Consider the following 18,384-nt stretch of genomic DNA (forward strand, 5'->3'; position numbering starts at 1 on the left):
CGTTCAGTGCGCCGCGTCGTGCCAGGACCGACCCACGCCGACACTGACGTCCAGCGGCACATCCATGGCGACGGCCTTGCCCATGTCGTCGCGCACGATCTGCTCGACCTCGGCCAACTCCCCCGGTGCGACCTCCAACACGAGCTCGTCGTGGACCTGCAACAGCATCCGCGACCGCAGACCCGCCTGCTGCAACGACGCGCCCACCCGCAACATCGCCAGCTTGATGATGTCGGCGGCCGAACCCTGGATGGGCGCGTTGAGCGCCATCCGCTCAGCCATCTCGCGGCGCTGCCGGTTGTCCGAAGTGAGGTCGGGCAGGTAGCGGCGTCGACCCAGCATCGTCTCGGTGTAGCCGGTCTTGCGGGCCTGCTCGACGACTTCGTGGAGGTAGTCACGCACCCCACCGAAGCGCGCGAAGTACTCCTCCATCAGCCCCGACGCCTCACCGGTGGAGATCGACAACTGCTTGGACAGACCGAACGCGGACAGCCCGTAGGCCAGCCCGTACGACATCGCCTTGACCTTTGCCCGCATCTCCTGCGACACCTCCGACGGCTGCACGGAGAAGACCCGTGAGCCAACGAACCGGTGCAGATCCTCCCCGCCGCGGAAGGCCTCGATCAGGCCCGCGTCGCCGGACAGGTGCGCCATGATCCGCATCTCGATCTGGCTGTAGTCGGCGGACATCAACGACTCGTAACCCTGACCGACGACGAACACCTCCCGGATCCGTCGGCCGGCCTCGGTGCGGATCGGGATGTTCTGCAGGTTCGGGTCCGTGGACGACAGCCGGCCGGTCGCCGCGATCGTCTGCTGGTACGTCGTGTGGATCCGTCCATCGTCGGCCACCGACTTGCGCAACCCCTCGACCGTCACCCGCAACCGGGTCGCGTCACGATGGCGTAGCAGTGCCTCAAGGAAGGGGTGCCCGGTCTTGGCGTACAACTCGGTCAGCGCGTCGGCATCAGTCGTGTAACCGGTCTTGGTGCGTTTGGTCTTGGGCATCCCCAGGTCATCGAAGAGCACCGTCTGCAACTGCTTGGGCGAACCCAGGTTGATCTGCTTGCCCTCAATGGCTTCGTACGCATCCTGCGCGGCCTGGTGCACGCCGTCGGCGTAGCCATCCTCGAGCTCGGCCAGCAGGTCGGTGTCCACCGCGATGCCGTCCTTCTCCATCGTGGCGAGCACCCCGGCGAGGGGGAGTTCGACGTCGCGCAACAGTGCCGCGCCCCCGGTGGCCACCAACTCCTCATCGAGGGCCACGGACAGGTCCAGCACGGCGCTCGCGTTGCGCATCGCCTGCTGGGCCTCGTCGTCCATCCCGTCAAGCGCCAACAATCCTTGGTCGGGGTTGGCGCCGGACGGGTTGAGCTCCACCTTCAGATGCCGCAGCGCCAGATCAGCCAGGTCGTAGGAACGCTGATCCGGACGCACCAGGTAGGCCGCCAGCGCCGTGTCGCTGACCACCCCTTCAACCCGCAGCCCGCGTGCTGCCAACGCCTGCAGTTGGCCCTTGACCTCGTGGAAAACCTTCTCCCGCAACGGATCAGCCGCCCACTGAGCGACCGCGTCCTCAGCCTGGGGGGTCAACGTGGCCAGGTCGATGTAGGCGCCGGCGTGCTGCCCTTCACCGACCGCGAGAGCGATCCCCCGGGGATCACCGGTGCCCTGCGCCCACGAACCGACCACCTGCACCCCGGCCCGCGAACCGGCCGGCACCTGCTCGGCCAACCAACCCGCCACCTCGTCGGCCGCCAGGACGGCACCGTCAACGCTGACATCCTCCTGCGCTTCGGGCTCGGCCGCCTCCAGGGTCGCGAAGAGCCGGTCCCGCAGCACCCGGAACTCCAGCCCGTCGAACACCCGATGCACCTCGTCGCGGTCCCACACCTGGCGGGCCAGATCCGCCGGGCCGACCGGCAGATCCAGATCGCGCAGCAACTGGTTCAGCCGACGATTACGCAGCACCCCGTCCAGGTGCTCGCGCAGCGATTCGCCCGCCTTGCCCTTGATCTCGCCGACGTGCGCGACCAGGCCGCCCAGATCGCCGTACTGGCCGATCCACTTGGCCGCGGTCTTGGGCCCCACGCCCGGCACGCCGGGAAGGTTGTCGGAGGTCTCCCCCACCAGCGCCGCCAGGTCGCTGTACCGCTCGGGAGGCACGCCGTACTTCTCCTGCACCGCATCGGGCGTCATCCGGGCCAGGTCGGACACGCCCTTGCGCGGGTAGAGCAACGTGACCTGCGGACTGATCAACTGGATGGCGTCGCGGTCCCCGGAGCAGATCAGGACCTCATCGAATCCTTCCGCGACGGCGCGGGTCGTCAGCGTCGCGATGATGTCGTCGGCTTCGTAGCCCTCGGACTCGACGTACGGGACCCGCAGCGCCGCCAGCACCTCGTGGATCAGCGACACCTGGCCCTTGAACTCGTCCGGGGTCTTGGACCGCCCGGCTTTGTACTCGGGATACTCCGCCGCCCGGAACGTCTGTCGCGAGACGTCAAAGGCCACCCCGATGTGCGTGGGCTCCTCGTCCCGCAGCACGTTGATCAGCATCGAGGTGAAGCCGTAGACCGCATTCGTGGTCTGCCCAGTGGTGGTCGAGAAGTTCTCTGCCGGCAGCGCGAAGAACGCGCGATAGGCCAGCGAATGTCCGTCGAGCAGTAGCAAACGCTTCACGCATGGCAGCCTAGGCGTTATGACTGACACCTCTTACTCCACTACCGGCACGCTGATCGAGCGGATGGGCATCGAACTGCTCGAAGCCAGCCCAGAACGCATCGTCGGCACCATGCCGGTTGACGGCAACACCCAGCCCTACGGTCTCCTGCACGGCGGCGCCAGTGTCGTGCTGGCAGAGACGCTCGGGTCGGTGGGTGCTGCGTTGCACGCCGGCGAGAACCGGATCGCCGTGGGCCTGGACATCAACGCCACCCACCACCGGGCTGCGCGCGGCGGGGTCGTCACGGGAACCGCGACGGCTCTGTCCTTGGGCAACACCCTGGCGTCCTACGACGTGGTGGTCACCGATGAGGACGGCAAACGCGTGTGTACGGCGCGCATCACCTGTCTGCTGCGCGATGCCGCACCGGGATCAAAGGCGGGGTAAGGCGGCCCGCGCCCGCAACGACCGGCGGCGGCGCACCAGCGCCGTCGCCACGGTCTCGCGGTGGTCGTCGGTGGCCAGCCGCCGCCGCAAGGCGGCGGGCGCCACGCTGCGAGCGCTGACGTAGGGGCCGAAGCCCAGCCGGGCGAGGAAGCGCTGCTCGTCGCGGCCGGCAGCGGGCACACAGGACACTAGCGACGTGGCACCGACCTGTTCGGCCCGGGAGACCGCCGCGGCCAACAGCACCCGCGAAACGCCACGCCGGCGCAGTTCGGGGACGACCCACAGCTGCTCCAGCCACAAGGTCGGCTCAACGGTCAGACCGGACAACTGGTCGAGCGTCAGAACGGTGAAGCCGGCCGGAACGTCGTCCACCCGTGCGAGATAGATCGAAACCTCTTCTCGCGCAAGGGCATTGGCAAGACGACCTTCGGTCACCTGCCGCTCGGCGAAGTGCGTGCGGTGTCCGTCATCACTGACCGAGGAAACCCACAGCGGGGCGAGTATGTCGTGATCGGCGCTTCCGATGCGACAAACGGTCAGGTTCGCAGCCAACACACAACTCCTCGGGCCGATCACGACAGAACGCGTCAGACAATACTCGCGCTCGGCCCCGGCTGGGGAGTCAGGCGCCCAAGTAGGCGGCCCGCACCGCGTCGTCCGAGGCAAGCTCGCGGCCCGGCCCCTCGCGGGTGATCCGACCGGTCTCCAGGATGTAGGCGCGGTGGGCCAGTTTGAGCGCCTGATTGGCGTTCTGTTCCACCAGCAACACCGTGGTCCCCTGCTGGTTCACCTGCTTGACGATGGAGAAGATCTGCCGGATGAACTGCGGTGCCAGGCCCATCGACGGCTCGTCCAGCAGCAGGAGTTTCGGGCGGGCCATCAGCGCCCGGCCGATCGCGAGCATCTGCTGCTCACCACCGGACATCGTGCCGCCGGACTGCTTCTGCCGTTCCTTCAGCCGTGGGAAGAGGTCGAAGACCCGGTCCAGGTCCTCCGCCATCCCCGCCTTGTCGCTGCGGGTGTAGGCCCCCATGTCGAGGTTCTCCATCACCGTCAGCGAGGGGAAGATGCCCCGGCCCTCGGGGGTGAGTGACATGCCCTTGACGACCCGCAGATGCGCCTTGGTCTTGGAGATGTCTTCGCCGTCGAAGGTGATGCTGCCGCCGGACAACGACAACAGACCGGCGATCGACCGCATGGTGGTGGTCTTGCCGGCGCCGTTGGCGCCGATCAGACTGACGATCTCACCCTCGTCGACGTGGATCGACATGTTGTGGATCGCCTGGATGCGCCCGTAGTGGACGCTGACGTCGTCCAGCTCAAGCAGCGCCATCGTCTTCGTCCTCTTCGTCGGTGCCCAGGTACGCCGCAATGACCGCTGGGTCTTGTTGGATCTTGGCCGGGACGTCGTCCGCGATCTTGCGACCGAATTCCAGGACGACGATGCGGTCGGTGACGCCCATCACCAGCTTCATGTCGTGCTCGATCAGCAGCACGGTGTACCCGTCGTCGCGGATGGAGCGGATCAGCGCCATCAGCTCCTGCTTCTCGGCTGGGTTGAAGCCGGCGGCCGGTTCGTCCAGACACAGCAGCTTCGGCTCAGTCGCCAGGGCGCGGGCGATCTCCAACCGGCGCTGGTATCCGTAGGGCAGGCTGCGCGACGGCGCCGTGGCCTTGTCCGCGATGCCGACGAACTCCAACAGGGCCATGCCCCGGTCGATGGCTTCGCGTTCCTCACGGCGGTGCCGCGCGGTGCGGAAGATCGCGCCCGGAACGCTGGTGCGGTGCCGGGCGTCCAGACCGACCACCACGTTCTCCAGTGCGGTCATCTCACCGAACAGCCGGATGTTCTGGAACGTCCGGGCGATACCGGCCTGGGTGATGGCGTGCTTCTTCTTGCCGACCAGGGACTTGCCCTCCATGGTCACGGTGCCGGCGGAGGGGCGGTAGACACCGGTCATCGCGTTGAAGCAGGTCGTCTTGCCCGCACCGTTGGGTCCGATCAGGCCGAGGATCTCGCCGCGCAGGATGTCGAAGGTGACATGGTCGAGCGCGGTGAGACCGCCGAAGGTAACCGTCAGGTCATTCAGCGAGACCAACGGCTCACCGACGTCGACCCGGATCGTGCGATCCGGCGCGACGACTTCGGCGATGTCAGGCAGGTCATCGGGGACGGTGACCTCGACCTCCGGGCTCAGGTGTCCCTCTGCCGGTGGTGTTGCGTCAGGATCGTCGTGCGGATTGGTCATCGCTGCTCCTCCCCCGAGGCCGTGGCCGGACTGGTCGCTGCCACCGGTGGTGCGGTGCTGACCCATTGCTTCAGCCGTCGGGTCGCCGCCAGCAAGTGGTTGCGCACCCCGAGCAGACCCTGTGGCCGGAAGATCATCAACACGATCAACGCGACACCGAAGATGAAGTACTTCCAATCGGCGATGAACAAGAACCGGTTCGGCAGGTAGGACACCAGCGCACCACCCAGCACTGCACCGAACTTGTTACCCGCGCCACCCAGGACGACAGCGGCCAAGAAGAGCATCGAGGTTGCGACGTCGAACTTCTGGTTGTTCACGAAGCCGACCTGACCGGCGAAGATCGCACCGGACAGACCGCCGATGGCGGCACCGGTACCGAACGCCCACAGCTTGAACTTGAACGTGGGCACGCCCATCGTCTCGGCGGCATCCTCGTCCTCGCGGATGGCCACCCACGCCCGGCCGACGCGCGAACGTTCGAGGTTGCCCAGCAGGACCATCACCACGACGATGATGACGACGGTGAACATGTACCAGGGCGTGCCGTGGCTGTTGTCGAAGATCGGCTGACCGTTGTGTTCACCGGGGGGTGCCCCGACGTTCTGGAAGCCGACGTTGCCGCGCAGCGGCGGAATGATGCTGGCCAACAGGCGGATGATCTCGCCGAAGCCGAGCGTCACGATCGCCAGATAGTCACCGCGTAGTCGCAGCGTCGGCACACCCAGCAGGACACCGAAGACCACCGTGACGATCATCGCCAGCGGCAGCGTCCACAGGTAGGGAATGTGCACCATCGTGGAATCGGTGCTGGTCCACAGCGCTGCCACGTACGAACCGACCGCGAAGAAGCCGACGTACCCCAGGTCCAACAGACCGGCCTGGCCGACCACGACGTTCAGGCCGAGCGCGGCAAGGGCGAACCGGGCCATGTCGAAACAGGCCAACGGGAAGTCGGTGCCCGGTTCGGTGGTGATGATCGGCGGGTTGAGCACCGGCAGGAAGAACACGATCAGCCCGAAGACAGCTAGGAAGACCCACTGCTGCCAACGCTCGAGGCTGTTCCACTTCTCCTGGATCTTGTGGAACCGACCTGGTTTGCGGGTCGACTCCTCGAGTTGGTCGTCCTGCATCTCCTGCGCCTCGGCGGCGCCGCCCATGGGGGCTTGACCCATACTCATCACGCACGCACCTTCGCCAGACTGGAGCCGAGGATGCCCTCGGGCCGGACCATGAGGACCAGCACCAGGACCACGAAGCAGACCACGTCGGTCCATTGCGCATCGCCCAGCAGGTATTGGCCGTAGTTACCGATCATCCCCAGCAGCAGACCACCGAGCAACGCCCCTCGGATGTTGCCAATACCGCCGAGCACCGCGGCGGTGAACGCCTTGATGCCCAGGACGAATCCACCGTTGTAGATCACGCCCGCCGGAACTTTCATCACGTAGAACAATGCCGCGGCGCCGGCCAGCAGGCCACCGATGAGGAACGTCGACATGATGATGCGCTCTTTGTTGACGCCCATCAGGGTCGCCGTGTCGGGGTCCTGGGCGACGGCGCGGATTCCGCGGCCGAGCCGGGTGCGGCGGATGAACTGATCGACCGCCACCATCATCACGATCGCCGCGATGACGATGGTCAGTTGCTGGCTGTCGATGATGGTGCCGAACACGTCGAAGACCGGCTTGGGGGTGAACATGATCACCGCCGGCTCAGCGTTCGAGCCGCGCCAGTTGAACAACAGGTACTGGATCGCGAACGAAGCACCGATCGCGCTGATCAGGTACGCCAATCGTGGCGCCCCCCGATCTCGCAGGGGTTTGTAGGCGATCCGCTCCACCAGGAGCGCGACCAGACCGCTGACCAGCATCGCGGCCAGACAGGCCAGCACGAGGTCGAGGATGATCGAGACCAGGGGCAGGTTCGGTGCGTTGGGCCCGAAGCCCAACGCCGACAGGGTGAACACCACCGCGTAAGCACCGGAGATGAAGACTTCCGAGTGTGCGAAGTTGATCAGGTTCAGGACGCCGTACACCAAGGTGTACCCGAGCGCCACGAGCGCGTAGATCGCGCCGAACGTCAATCCATCGAAGGTCGCGGTCCAGAAGTTCTGGAAGAGATAGGTCCAGTCGAACTGGATCCAGCTGTCGTCCGTCGCGACGGCCAGAGCGAGGGTGTGCACAAATGGCTCCTGGGGGTTCGATCAGGGGTTCGGGACACCAGCGGTGCGGCCCCGTCAGCCGGGTGACTGGCGGGGCCGCAATCGTGGTGCGCCCGGATGGGGCTGTTACTGGCTGATCACACCGACCGAGACGATCTTGCCGTTCTCGACCTTGTAGCCGTAGACCGGCAGAGCCTCGAGTTCACCGGTCGAACTCCACTTGTACTGCTTGGACAGACCGTCCGCGTCGTAGGTCTTGACGAATTCCTTCAACTTGGCGCGGGTGGTGTTGCCCTTGTCGATACCGGTCAACAGGATCGTCGCCGCGTCGTAACCCTCAACGGAGTAGGTACCCGGAGCCTTACCACCGGAGACCGTCGCGTACTCCTTGGAGAAGGACGGGATCAGCTCACCGGGGATGCAGGGGCAGGTGAAGTAGGCGTTCGCGCTGGCGCTTCCGGCCTGCTTGATGAACTCGTCGTCCTTCACACCGTCGGGGCCGATGAAGACGCCCTTGAAGCCCTTCTGCACCAGCTGCTGGTCGAAGGGCGCACCCTCGGCGTAGTAACCGGAGTAGAAGACCACGTCGGCCTTGGAGTTGATGACCTTCTGCGCGGTAGCGGAGAAGTCCTTCTGACCGGTGGTGACCTTGTCGGTGCCGGCCAGCTTGTCGCCGAGCGCCTTGGTGATCGTGCCGGCCAGACCGATGCCGTAGTCAGAGTCGTCCTGGACGACGAAGACCTTCTTGGCGCCGAGCTTTTCGGCCAGGTTGGCAGCCGCCGGGCCCTGGACGTTGTCGTTGGCCAGACCGCGGAAGAAGGTCGTCCAGCCGTTCTGGGTCAGCGTCGGGTTGGTGGCCGACGGCGTGATGTGAGCCAGATCGTTCTGCTCGAAGATCTTGCCGGTGGCCTTGGACTCACCCGAGAACGGCAGACCGATGACGCCGATGATGCTCGCGTCGTTGACCGCCTGGGTGACCGGGCCGGTCGCCTTGGTCGGGTCACCTTCGGTGTCGTACTTCTTGAACTGCACCTGGCAGCCCGGGTTGGCCTTGTTGTGCTGGTCGATCGCCAGCTGCACGCCGTTGTAGATGTTGATACCGAGCTGCGCGTTCGCACCGGTCTCCGCACCGATGTAGGCCAGCGTCGTGGTCGAAGCGCACGTCGCCTTGCCGTCACCGGCGGGCAGCACTGCGTCCTTCGGAACATCGATCGTCGTGACCGCAGGCAGCTGGGTCAGATTGTTGCCGGCAGCCGCGGCAGACGTGCCCCCGCCGCCGGAGCTGCTGTTGGCGCAGCCGGCGAGCGCCAGACCCGCCGCGACGGCTGGAACCGCCACCTTCATCAAAGAACGCACTTGGAACTCCTTCTGTAACACGAAACAACTGCCCGCGCAGTCGTCTGCCGATGAACACTAAGCCGAATCCGGGTGCCTTCTTGTGACACACACGGGTTCGAGTCCTGTTTGTTACCTTTTGCCGTCCGCCGGGGCGCGTGGCGGGGCCGGCTTGGGGCGTTCCCCGGCCGGTCGGGCAGCCGGATCCTCAGGTGTGCGGGTAGGGGTGACGGGCGCAGCCCCGCCCGCGATCACCGCGTCCGCTACGTCGCGCATCCCCAGGCGACGGTCCATCGCCGTCTTCTGGATCCACCGGAAGGCACCGGGTTCATCCAGACCGAGACGAGCCATCAAGATGCCCTTGGCGCGGTCGAGCCGCTTGCGGGTTTCGAGACGCTCGCCCAGGTCGGCGATCTCCACCTCGAGCGCCTTGCGTTCGTTCCACCGATGCAGCGCAATCGTGATCGCCGGTCGGAGGTCGTCGATCGTGAACGGTTTGAGGACGTAGGCCATCACACCGGCATCCGAGGCGCGCTCGACAAGGTCCTTGTCGGAGAACGCGGTCAACATGACGACTGGCGCCACACCGCTCGTACCGAGTTGCTCGGCAGCCGAAATCCCGTCCAGCACGGGCATCTTGACGTCCATGACGACCAGGTCGGGTTGCAGGGCGGTTGCTCGCTCGACGGCCGCCCGGCCGTCCCCGACCGCCTCCAGGACGTCGTACCCGGATTCGGTCAACATCTCGGTCAGGTCCAGGCGGATGATGGCCTCGTCCTCAGCGACGAGGATCCGTGGCGGTGCGGTGTCGACGGTGCTCACAACCAGTACTCAAGCACGATCGTGTTACACCAACGTGTCAGTCGTAGGTCGCACACCTCACATCAGACGGGAGCGGATCAGGAACCGCTTGCCGGTCGGCGCTTCCAACGAGAAGCCTGCGCCCCGGCCAACGACCACGTCGATGGTCAGATGGGTGTGTTGCCACACCTCGAACTGCTCCCTGGACATCCACACAGGTACCAACACCGGACTGTCCCCCGCGTCGGCGATGTTCACGTCCCCCAGGTGCACATCAGCGCCACCCAGCTTGAACTCACCCTGCGGGAAACACATCGGCGCCGAGCCGTCGCAGCAGCCGCCGGACTGGTGGAACATCAACGGCCCGTTGACCGCAGCGAGGCTGCGCAGCAGCAGCGCAGCCTCGCTGGTGGGTCCGTCTGATTCTTTGTGTAAGTGGCATCGGCTAGTTCAGACCTAGGCGGTCGCCGTAGGTCATGGATAGTACGTTCAGGATGTTCTTCCAGCCGGCGATCTGCCCGGTGGGGTTGGGTCGGTTCTTCTGCCGCTCCAACACCGCGAGGTAGAGCACCTTCAACGCGGATTGCTCGTCCGGGAAATGGCCCCGTCGACGTGTCGCTGCCCGGAACCGGGCGTTCAACGACTCGATCCCGTTGGTCGTATAGATCAGTTTGCGGACCTCGACAGGGAAGTCCAGGAACGGGATGAACTCGGTCCAGGAGTTGCGCCACATCCGCACCATCGCCGGATACAGCGGTTCCCACTGCTGCGCGAAGGTCTCGAACTCGGTTTCGGCCGCCGCCAGCGACGGGGCGGTGTAGATCCGCTTGAGGTCGCGGGTGATGGCCTGCCAGTACTTCTTGGAGGCGTACCGCAGACTGTTGCGGACCAAATGCACCACACACGTTTGCACCGTGGCGGCCGGCCAGGTCGCCGTGATCGCCTCGGGCAAGCCTTTGAGGCCGTCGCAGCACACGATGCACGCATCGAGGATGCCACGATTCTTCAAGTCCGACAGCATGTTCATCCACTGCTTGGCTCCTTCCCCACCCGATGGGCCGACCCACAACCCCAGGACATCGCGGAAACCGTTGAGGTCTATACCGATTGCCACATACACCGGACGGTTCGCGACCGTCCCTTCGCGGACCTTCAGCACGATCGCGTCGATCAGGATCACCGGGTAGATCGCGTCCAACGGACGCGCCGACCACGCCTTCATGTCACCCAGGACCTGGTCGGTGACCCGCGAGACCAGGTCCCGGGAAACATCGGTGTCGTACACCTGGGACAGGTGAGCGGCGATGTCCCCGGTGGTCATGCCCTTCGCGTACAGCGAAATCACGGCCTCATCGAACCCGGCCAGGCGGCGCTGGTGCTTGGGCACGATCTGCGGTTCGAACGTGCCGGCCCGATCCCGCGGAACCTGGATCTGCACGTCCCCGATCTCGGTGCGCACCGTCTTGGGGCTGGAGCCATTGCGGGAGTTGCCGCCATCGCGGCCGTTGACCGCGTGCTTGTCATACCCCAGGTGGGCGCTCATCTCGGCCTCCAGGGCTGCCTGCAGGACCCGCCGCGTCAGCGTCGTCAACAACCCACCCTCACCGGTCAAAGCGACCTGCCGCTCGACCGCCGAAGCGACCAGCTGCTGCGCCAGATCATCAACGTCAACCGACTCGGCCGACGACCTCGCCACCAACTCACCATGCGCTTGCTCATCAGACATGACGCGATCTTCCTTCCGCCCCAGCCAAAGCCAGGGACGTCACGCCAAGCCACTTACACAAAGTTTCGGACAGACCCTCGCTGGTCACCGCCACCCGTTCGACGGGTGTTGGGACAGTGACGAATCCGGTCATGATTCTTAGAAGAACCCGAGCTTGTTGGCGTCGTACGACACCAGCAGGTTCTTGGTCTGCTGGTAGTGGTCCAGCATCATCAGGTGGTTCTCGCGGCCGATACCGGAGGACTTGTACCCGCCGAACGCGGCGTGCGCCGGGTAGGCGTGGTAGCAGTTGGTCCAGACCCGACCGGCCTGGATCTCCCGACCCGCGCGGTACGCGGTGTTGATGTCCCGGGACCACACACCGGCGCCGAGGCCGTAGAGGGTGTCGTTGGCGATGGACATCGCGTCGTCGTAGTCGTCGAACTCCGTCACGGACACGACCGGGCCGAAGATCTCCTCCTGGAAGATGCGCATCTTGTTGTTGCCCACGAAAACCGTTGGGGCCACGTAGTACCCACCGGACAGGTCACCGCCGAGGTCGACGCGCTCGCCACCGGTGATGACGCGAGCACCCTCCTGGGTGCCGATGTCGATGTAGGACAGGATCTTCTCCAACTGGTCGTTGGAGGCCTGCGCGCCGACCATGGTGTCGGTGTCCAGCGGGTTGCCCTGCTTGATCGCCTTGACGCGGTCGATGCCGTCGCCCAGGAACGGGTCGAAGATCGACTTCTGAATCAGGGCGCGGCTCGGGCAGGTGCAGACCTCGCCCTGGTTCAACGCGAACATCGCGAAACCCTCGAGAGCCTTGTCGTAGAAGGCATCCTGCTGGCTGGCGACATCCTCGAAGAAGATGTTCGGGCTCTTGCCGCCGAGTTCCAGGGTGACCGGGATGAGGTTCTCGGAGGCGTACTGCGAGATCAACCGGCCCGTGGTGGTCTCACCGGTGAAGGCGATCTTGCGGATCCGCTTGGACGAGGCCAGCGGCTTACCTGCCTCGACGCCGAAGCCGTTGACGACATTGACGACACCGGCGGGCAGCAGGTCGCCGATGAGTTCCATCAGCAACATGATCGAGGCCGGTGTCTGTTCAGCCGGCTTGATGACGACCGCGTTGCCAGCAGCCAGGGCCGGCGCGAGCTTCCAGACCGCCATCAGCAGCGGGAAGTTCCACGGGATGATCTGACCGACCACACCCAGCGGCTCCTGGAAGTGATAGGCCACGGTGTTGTCATCGATCTGGGAGATGTGACCCTCTTGGGCGCGCAACGCGCCGGCGAAGTAGCGGAAGTGATCGACCGCGAGGGGCAGGTCGGCGGCGAGGGTCTCACGGACCGGCTTGCCGTTGTCCCAGGTCTCACCCACCGCCAACAGTTCGAGGTTGGCCTCGATCCGGTCGGCGATCTTGTTCAAGATGTTCGAACGCTCGGCGACCGAGGTCTTGCCCCACGCGGGCGCGGCGGCATGCGCGGCGTCGAGCGCCTTCTCGATGTCATCGGCGGTGGAACGCGCGACCTCGCAGAACACCTTGCCGTTCACCGGCGAGACGTTCTCGAAGTACTGGCCCTTGACCGGCGGAACCCACTGTCCGCCGATGAAGTTGTCATAGCGCGACTTGTACGTGACCTTGCTGCCCTCGTGGCCGGGCGCGGCGTAAACAGTCATCGGAAAGTGCCTTTCGTGGTCTGCTCCGGCAGCCTTGCCGGAATGTGACGCACGTTACGAAGGAGGGCGTTGCAACAACGTTGCACACGTCACAACGCAGCGACCGGGTCTAGAAGTCGCCGAACGACAGCGCGTGGATGCGGGCTTCGACACTCACCATGCGCGGCGAATCGGCCGGCAGCCGCCGCCGCGCCACCTCCCACAACTCCAGGTCGTCACGGCCGAAGTCGGTGTCGGCGAACCGGAGCAGCACGTCCGGGTCGGCGGAGCGCAGCACCGCCCCGCGTACCTGCATGTGCAGCTCATCGCGAAGTTCGCTGATCGCCGGCGACTCCGACGTCGGCAGCAGCGGGCCACGGTAGGCCTGGGCCGCCTCGGCCACTGAGCCATGGGTCAACACCTCCCGCAGGTGGGCCAGGTCGGTGGTCAGCGGACCCGCGATCCGATAGGGCCGCGATGCGATGGTCTCGTCACCGAGCACGGCTCGTAGCCGGGATAATTCGGCCCGCACGGTGACGGCAGGAATCTCCCGATCGCTGAGGGCGACGGCAATCTCCTCGGTCGTCAGACCGTCGGGCGCCAGGCTCAGCAGCAGGAGGAGTTCACTGTGCCGCAGACTGAGCCGGCGCACCCCGTGTGGCTCGGTCAGCAAGCCGGCCCGGGCGCCCAACACCTGCAGGTGCCGCTGCAGGCTGAGTGCGGGCACGGCGTACGTCGAGAGGTCAGCCCACCGCGACAGCCGGGCCAGGCGCAGCTGAGCCTCGACGGCGGCAACGGTCGCTCGCACCATCGACAGACTCTGCGGGTTGGCAGCGTCGTCGTCACCGGTCAGATCCAGGACCCCGAGCATCGCGCCGGTCTCCGGGTCATGGATCGGCGCCGCCGAGCAACTCCAGCGGGTGACCTGGCGAGCAAGGTGCTCGGCAGCCCGGATCTGCACCGCCTGGTCGAGCGCCAGGGCCGTGCCGGGAGCGTTGGTGCCCACCGCCTGCTCGCTCCACGTCGCGCCAGGGACGAAAAGCATGGACTCCGCGCGGCTGCGCAGCCCCCGGTCGCCCTCGACCCACAGCAGCCGGCCTGCGGCGTCACTGACCGCGACCAGCATGCCGGCCTCGCTGGCGCCTTCGACGAGTAACTGACGGATCAACGGCATGAACTCACCCAGCGGGTGGGCAGCCTGCAACGCGATCAGATCCTGCTCGGACAACGTCGGCTGGTCGACCGCCGCCTCCGGGTCAAGGCCACTGGACAGCGAACGCTTCCAGGAGTCCAGCACGATGTCGCGGACCGCGGGCGGTTCGGCCCGGGCCAAGAACGCTTCCCGCGCCTGAGCCAGCAGACGGCGGTGTTGGCGCTGATCCACGGTTTCAACCTTACGGCGTGTGAGAGACCGCACTTCGAGATCGCTGGTTTCCCGCGGTCCCGTGGCCCCGGACACAGCCGCCCCCAATTTCCCACCCATTCAAATGCCCGTTTGTGTTGTTCTCGATCCGTTTGTGTGGTTTCCTTACTGCATGTACGCAACGGAGCGACACGAGCACATCCTCAACGAGGCTCGTACTGCAGGCCGCGTGGAAGTCAGCGCGATCGCGCACACCCTCGGCGTCACGAGTGAGACCGTGCGCCGTGATCTGCGCGTGCTCGAGCAGCGCGGTGCGGTACGGCGGGTCCACGGCGGCGCCATCCCCATCGAGCGGTTCACGCCGGAATCAGCGGTCGACGTCCGTGCCGGTCGACTGACCAGCCAGAAGCGAGCCATCGCCGCCCGTGCCCTGGACGAGATCCCGGCCGGCGGAACGATCGTGCTCGATGCGGGTACGACGACCCAGGCCCTGGTCGAACTCCTGCCTCGCGAGATCGAACTCTCCGTCGTGACCAATTCGGTGTCCGCCGCGACGGCGCTGGCGACCTTTCCGGGCGTCGATCTGTTCGTGGTCGGTGGCCGGGTTCGTCGACTCACCGGAGCCACGGTCGGACGGTGGGCCACCGACGCGCTGGCCAACATCACCGCCGACGTCGCCTTCCTGGGCACCAACGGGTTCAGCGTCCGGCACGGGATGAGCACCCCGGACCAGGCTGAGGCCACCTCCAAACAGGCCATCATCGACGCCGCCCGACGTGTGGTGGTCCTGGCCGACTCCACCAAGTACGGCGCCGATCAGTTCCACTCGTTCGCTCCCCTGAGCCGGGTCGATGTCCTCATCTCCGACCGCGGCCTGGCTGCGGCCGCGGCCACCGAGATCGCCGAAGCCGGACCGGAAGTGGTGCTCGCATGATCGTCACCGTCACCCCCAACCCCAGCGTCGACCGCACGATCACCGTGCCGGCCGTGCGGGTGGGCGAAGTCAACCGGGCGCTGTCCAGTCGGATCGATCCTGGCGGCAAGGGAATCAACGTCACCCGGGCCCTGACCTCCTTGGGCAGCCCGTCACTGGCCGTGCTGCCGACCGGCGGCCCGGAGGGGCAGCTGATGACGCAACTGCTCACTCGCGCCGGGGTCGCCTACCGGGCCGTGCCGATCGTCGGTCAGACCCGGATGAACGTCGCCGCCGTGGAACCCGACGGCACGACCACCAAGCTGAACGAAGCCGGTCCCGTCCTCGAAGGGACCGACACCGCAGCCCTGCTGCAGCAGCTGGCGCTCGAACTACCCTCGGCCGACTGGCTGGTCGCCTGCGGGAGCCTGCCACCCGGCGTACCCGATGACTTCTACGCCCGGCTCGTGACCGTGGGCCGCGAGCACGCAGTGCGCGTCGCCGTCGACTCCTCAGGTACGCCGCTGGCCGCCGCCGTCGCGGCCGGGCCGGACCTGATCAAACCCAACCACGAGGAGCTCGCGGAGCTGGTCGGAACGCCGCTGACCACGCTCGGCGAGGTCATCGACGCCGCACACGAACTGGTCGCCGGCGGGGTTGGTGCAGTCGTGGTCAGCCTGGGAGCCGACGGGGCGGTCCTGGTCGACTCCGAGCGATGCGTCTGGGCCGGTGCCCGGGTCACCAAACCACTGTCGACCGTCGGCGCCGGCGACTGCCTGTTGGCGGGGCTGCTGTCCGAACTCCAGACCGGCCACGATCCCGAGCGCGCCCTCGTCGCGGGCACCACGTGGGGTGCGGCGGCCGTCCGGCTGCCGGGCAGCGTCGTGCCCACCACCGCTGACCTGCAGGACATCGAGGTCACGATCTCCCACCACCCCGACCCCACGATCCCCATCTCGTAGTTCCAACCACCACCCCATCCGCGGTCCAGGCCGCACCACGAAAGGACACACAGCCGTGTCGCTCATCACCACCGACCAGGTCCTGCTGGACCTGGACTCCACCAGCAGGGAGGACGCCACCACCCGGTTGGCGCAGACCCTGGCCGCTTCGGGCCGCTGCACGGATGTCGATGGCTTCCTGGCCGATGTCCGCGAACGGGAAGCAAAGATGGCCACCGGACTGCCCGGCGGGATCGGCATCCCGCACGCGCGCAGCGCCGCCATCACCGAGCCGTCGCTGGCCTTCGCTCGCTCCCGTGACGGCATCGATTGGGGCGCCAAGGATGGCCCGGCACACCTGATCTTCCTCATCGCCGCGCCCGTAGACGGTGGCGAGGCACATATGCAGATGCTGCCGAAACTGGCCAAAGCGTTGATGAACAAGGACTTCCGCGCCCGTCTCGACGCAGCGACCTCCAACCAGGAGGTCGTGGATCTCGTCAACGAGCACGTGTCGCTCGACGAGACCGCGTCAGCAACGAGCGCGGTGGCAGCCGCACCTGCGCAGGCCACCGACGCACCCGCGTCGCTGACCCTGGTCGGAGTGACCAGTTGCCCGACCGGGATCGCGCACACCTACATGGCCGCCGAGGCGCTGGAGAACGCGGCCCGCGAAGCCGGACACACGATGACCGTGGAGACGCAAGGCTCAGCAGGTCTGACCAAACTCACCCCGGAGCAGATCGCCGCGGCCGACGCGGTGATCTTCGCCCACGATGTCGAGGTCCGCGAGCGCGACCGGTTCGCCGGCAAGCCGCTGATCGACGTCGGGGTCAAGAAGGCGATCAGCGACGGACCGGCCCTGATCGATGAGGCAGCCGCGCTGGCTGCAGCGTGGAAGGCCGACCCGAGCAAGGCCGCGGCAGCCGCTGCCCTGACCGGCGGGGCGAGCATGGCCACCAAGGTCGACGAGAACGCCGGCTGGGGTACCCGCATCCGGCAGATCCTGATGACCGGTGTGTCGTACATGATTCCGTTCGTCGCCGCCGGCGGCATCCTGATCGCCCTGGGCTTCATGATCGCCCAGTTCGCCGGCGGTAAGACCGGCGCGATCGAGGTGACCAAGAACTTCACCCTGGACCCGACCTCCACGGCCCAGGGCGTCACGATCCTGCAGAACAGCTTCAATCCGACCAACGGGATGCACTGGGCTGCCTTGTTCTTCCTGATCGGAGCGGCCGCGTTCGGCTTCCTGGTCCCGATCCTGTCCGGGTTCATTGCGTTCGCGATTGCCGACCGGCCGGGTCTGGTGCCCGGCATCGTCGGTGGCGCCGTTGCGGTGACCATGCACGCCGGATTCATCGGCGGCATCGTGACCGGCTTCCTCGGCGGCTTCCTGGCCAAGTGGATCTCCAGTTGGGCCGTTCCCAAGGGCGTGCGTGGCGTGATGCCAGTCGTTGTCATCCCGCTGTTGTCGACGTTGCTGACCGTGGGCCTGTTCATCACCGTGCTCGGCCGACCGATCAAGGGCATCTCCGATGGCCTGACCTCCTGGCTGAACGGCATGTCCGGCACCAGCGCACTGGTTCTCGGCGCGATCCTCGGCGCCATGATGGGCTTCGACCTGGGTGGTCCGGTCAACAAGGTGGCCTACACCTTCGCCACCACCGGTCTTGCAGCAGCGGGTACCGCGACGAACGCTCCCCAGTTGAAGATCATGGCGGCCGTGATGGCCGCGGGCATGGTGGCCCCGCTGGGTATGGCGCTGGCCACGACTCTGCGACCGGGTCTGTTCAGCGAACCGGAGCGGGAGAACGGCAAGGCGGCGTGGTTGCTGGGGCTGTCCTTCATCAGTGAGGGCGCCATCCCGTTCGCTGCGGCCGATCCGTGGCGGGTCATCGTGTCCTCCGTTGCCGGCTCAGCGGTCACCGGCGCGTTGGCCATGCAGTTCGGTACCACTCTGCGCGCACCGCATGGCGGTATCTGGGTGCTGCCGCTGATCGGCAACTTCCTGCTCTTCCTGGTGGCTCTGGTGATCGGCGTACTGGTCACGACGGCCCTGGTGGTGGCCCTGAAATCGGGCGACCGCAGCCGCCAGCAGGTGGACGCCGCGGCTACTGTCTGAACAACGCCACTTTC

16 protein-coding genes are annotated in these 18,384 nt (G+C 66.4%); 4 read left to right on the top strand and 12 right to left on the bottom strand.

Going from position 1 to position 18,384, the window contains the following annotated elements; all coding sequences use genetic code 11:
- Positions 1–3: 3 nt before the first annotated feature.
- Positions 4–2,682, bottom strand: coding sequence for a DNA polymerase I (gene polA / locus DR843_RS06940; protein ID WP_109684708.1), 2,679 nt, complete (start codon positions 2,680–2,682; stop codon positions 4–6).
- A gap of 19 nt (positions 2,683–2,701) precedes the next feature.
- On the opposite strand from polA, the gene DR843_RS06945 reads away from it, so the two are divergent.
- The gene (locus tag DR843_RS06945; protein ID WP_109684709.1) at positions 2,702–3,112 is read left to right on the top strand and encodes a PaaI family thioesterase; all 411 of its coding nucleotides are present in this window, start codon (positions 2,702–2,704) and stop codon (positions 3,110–3,112) included.
- Here the strand turns inward: DR843_RS06945 and DR843_RS06950 are convergent.
- From DR843_RS06950 to DR843_RS07000, 11 genes are all read right to left on the bottom strand, one after another.
- Positions 3,098–3,664, bottom strand: a complete 567-nt coding sequence (locus DR843_RS06950; protein ID WP_170119771.1) for a GNAT family N-acetyltransferase — start codon at positions 3,662–3,664, stop codon at positions 3,098–3,100. The genes DR843_RS06945 and DR843_RS06950 overlap by 15 nt on opposite strands.
- A gap of 70 nt (positions 3,665–3,734) precedes the next feature.
- Positions 3,735–4,445, bottom strand: a complete 711-nt coding sequence (locus tag DR843_RS06955) for an ABC transporter ATP-binding protein (protein WP_109684711.1) — start codon at positions 4,443–4,445, stop codon at positions 3,735–3,737.
- Complete coding sequence (locus DR843_RS06960) at positions 4,432–5,361, bottom strand: ABC transporter ATP-binding protein (RefSeq protein WP_109688677.1); 930 nt, start codon at positions 5,359–5,361, stop codon at positions 4,432–4,434. Before DR843_RS06960 ends, DR843_RS06955 begins: the two co-directional genes overlap by 14 nt.
- Positions 5,358–6,542, bottom strand: a complete 1,185-nt coding sequence (locus tag DR843_RS06965; RefSeq protein ID WP_109684712.1) for a branched-chain amino acid ABC transporter permease — start codon at positions 6,540–6,542, stop codon at positions 5,358–5,360. The genes DR843_RS06960 and DR843_RS06965 overlap by 4 nt, the downstream gene beginning before the upstream one ends.
- Positions 6,542–7,546, bottom strand: a complete 1,005-nt coding sequence (locus DR843_RS06970) for a branched-chain amino acid ABC transporter permease (protein ID WP_109684713.1) — start codon at positions 7,544–7,546, stop codon at positions 6,542–6,544. The genes DR843_RS06965 and DR843_RS06970 overlap by 1 nt, the downstream gene beginning before the upstream one ends.
- A 105-nt stretch (positions 7,547–7,651) precedes the next feature.
- Positions 7,652–8,881, bottom strand: a complete 1,230-nt coding sequence (locus tag DR843_RS06975; RefSeq protein ID WP_245934041.1) for a branched-chain amino acid ABC transporter substrate-binding protein — start codon at positions 8,879–8,881, stop codon at positions 7,652–7,654.
- A gap of 111 nt (positions 8,882–8,992) precedes the next feature.
- A complete protein-coding gene (locus DR843_RS06980; RefSeq protein ID WP_245934042.1) occupies positions 8,993–9,682 on the bottom strand; it encodes an ANTAR domain-containing response regulator in 690 nt (229 codons plus the stop codon).
- A 57-nt stretch (positions 9,683–9,739) separates the two neighbouring features.
- On the bottom strand, positions 9,740–10,057 hold the full coding sequence (locus DR843_RS06985) for a DUF779 domain-containing protein (RefSeq protein ID WP_245934218.1): 318 nt from the start codon (positions 10,055–10,057) through the stop codon (positions 9,740–9,742).
- A 49-nt stretch (positions 10,058–10,106) separates the two neighbouring features.
- Positions 10,107–11,387, bottom strand: a complete 1,281-nt coding sequence (locus DR843_RS06990) for an IS256 family transposase (protein WP_172461486.1) — start codon at positions 11,385–11,387, stop codon at positions 10,107–10,109.
- A gap of 138 nt (positions 11,388–11,525) precedes the next feature.
- Positions 11,526–13,049 (bottom strand): aldehyde dehydrogenase, encoded by a 1,524-nt coding sequence (gene adh, locus DR843_RS06995; RefSeq protein ID WP_109684716.1) that lies wholly within the window; start codon positions 13,047–13,049, stop codon positions 11,526–11,528.
- Positions 13,050–13,158: 109 nt separating this feature from the next.
- Positions 13,159–14,412 carry a GAF domain-containing protein gene (locus tag DR843_RS07000; RefSeq protein WP_211310197.1) on the bottom strand — a complete coding sequence of 418 codons (1,254 nt, stop codon included), beginning with the start codon at positions 14,410–14,412 and terminating at the stop codon, positions 13,159–13,161.
- Positions 14,413–14,563: 151 nt separating this feature from the next.
- On the opposite strand from DR843_RS07000, the gene DR843_RS07005 reads away from it, so the two are divergent.
- The 3 genes from DR843_RS07005 to DR843_RS07015 are packed head-to-tail and all read left to right on the top strand — an operon-like array spanning position 14,564 to position 18,370.
- Entirely contained in the window at positions 14,564–15,325 is a 762-nt protein-coding gene (locus DR843_RS07005; RefSeq protein ID WP_109684718.1) for a DeoR/GlpR family DNA-binding transcription regulator, read from the top strand.
- The gene (gene pfkB, locus DR843_RS07010; protein ID WP_109684719.1) at positions 15,322–16,266 is read left to right on the top strand and encodes a 1-phosphofructokinase; all 945 of its coding nucleotides are present in this window, start codon (positions 15,322–15,324) and stop codon (positions 16,264–16,266) included. Before DR843_RS07005 ends, pfkB begins: the two co-directional genes overlap by 4 nt.
- Positions 16,267–16,321: 55 nt before the next feature.
- Positions 16,322–18,370 carry a PTS fructose transporter subunit IIABC gene (locus DR843_RS07015; protein WP_109684720.1) on the top strand — a complete coding sequence of 683 codons (2,049 nt, stop codon included), beginning with the start codon at positions 16,322–16,324 and terminating at the stop codon, positions 18,368–18,370.
- Positions 18,371–18,384: the final 14 nt, after the last annotated feature.

Origin of the sequence: Branchiibius hedensis, from assembly GCF_900108585.1 — a bacterium.
Taxonomy (GTDB): Bacteria; Actinomycetota; Actinomycetes; order Actinomycetales; family Dermatophilaceae; genus Branchiibius; species Branchiibius hedensis.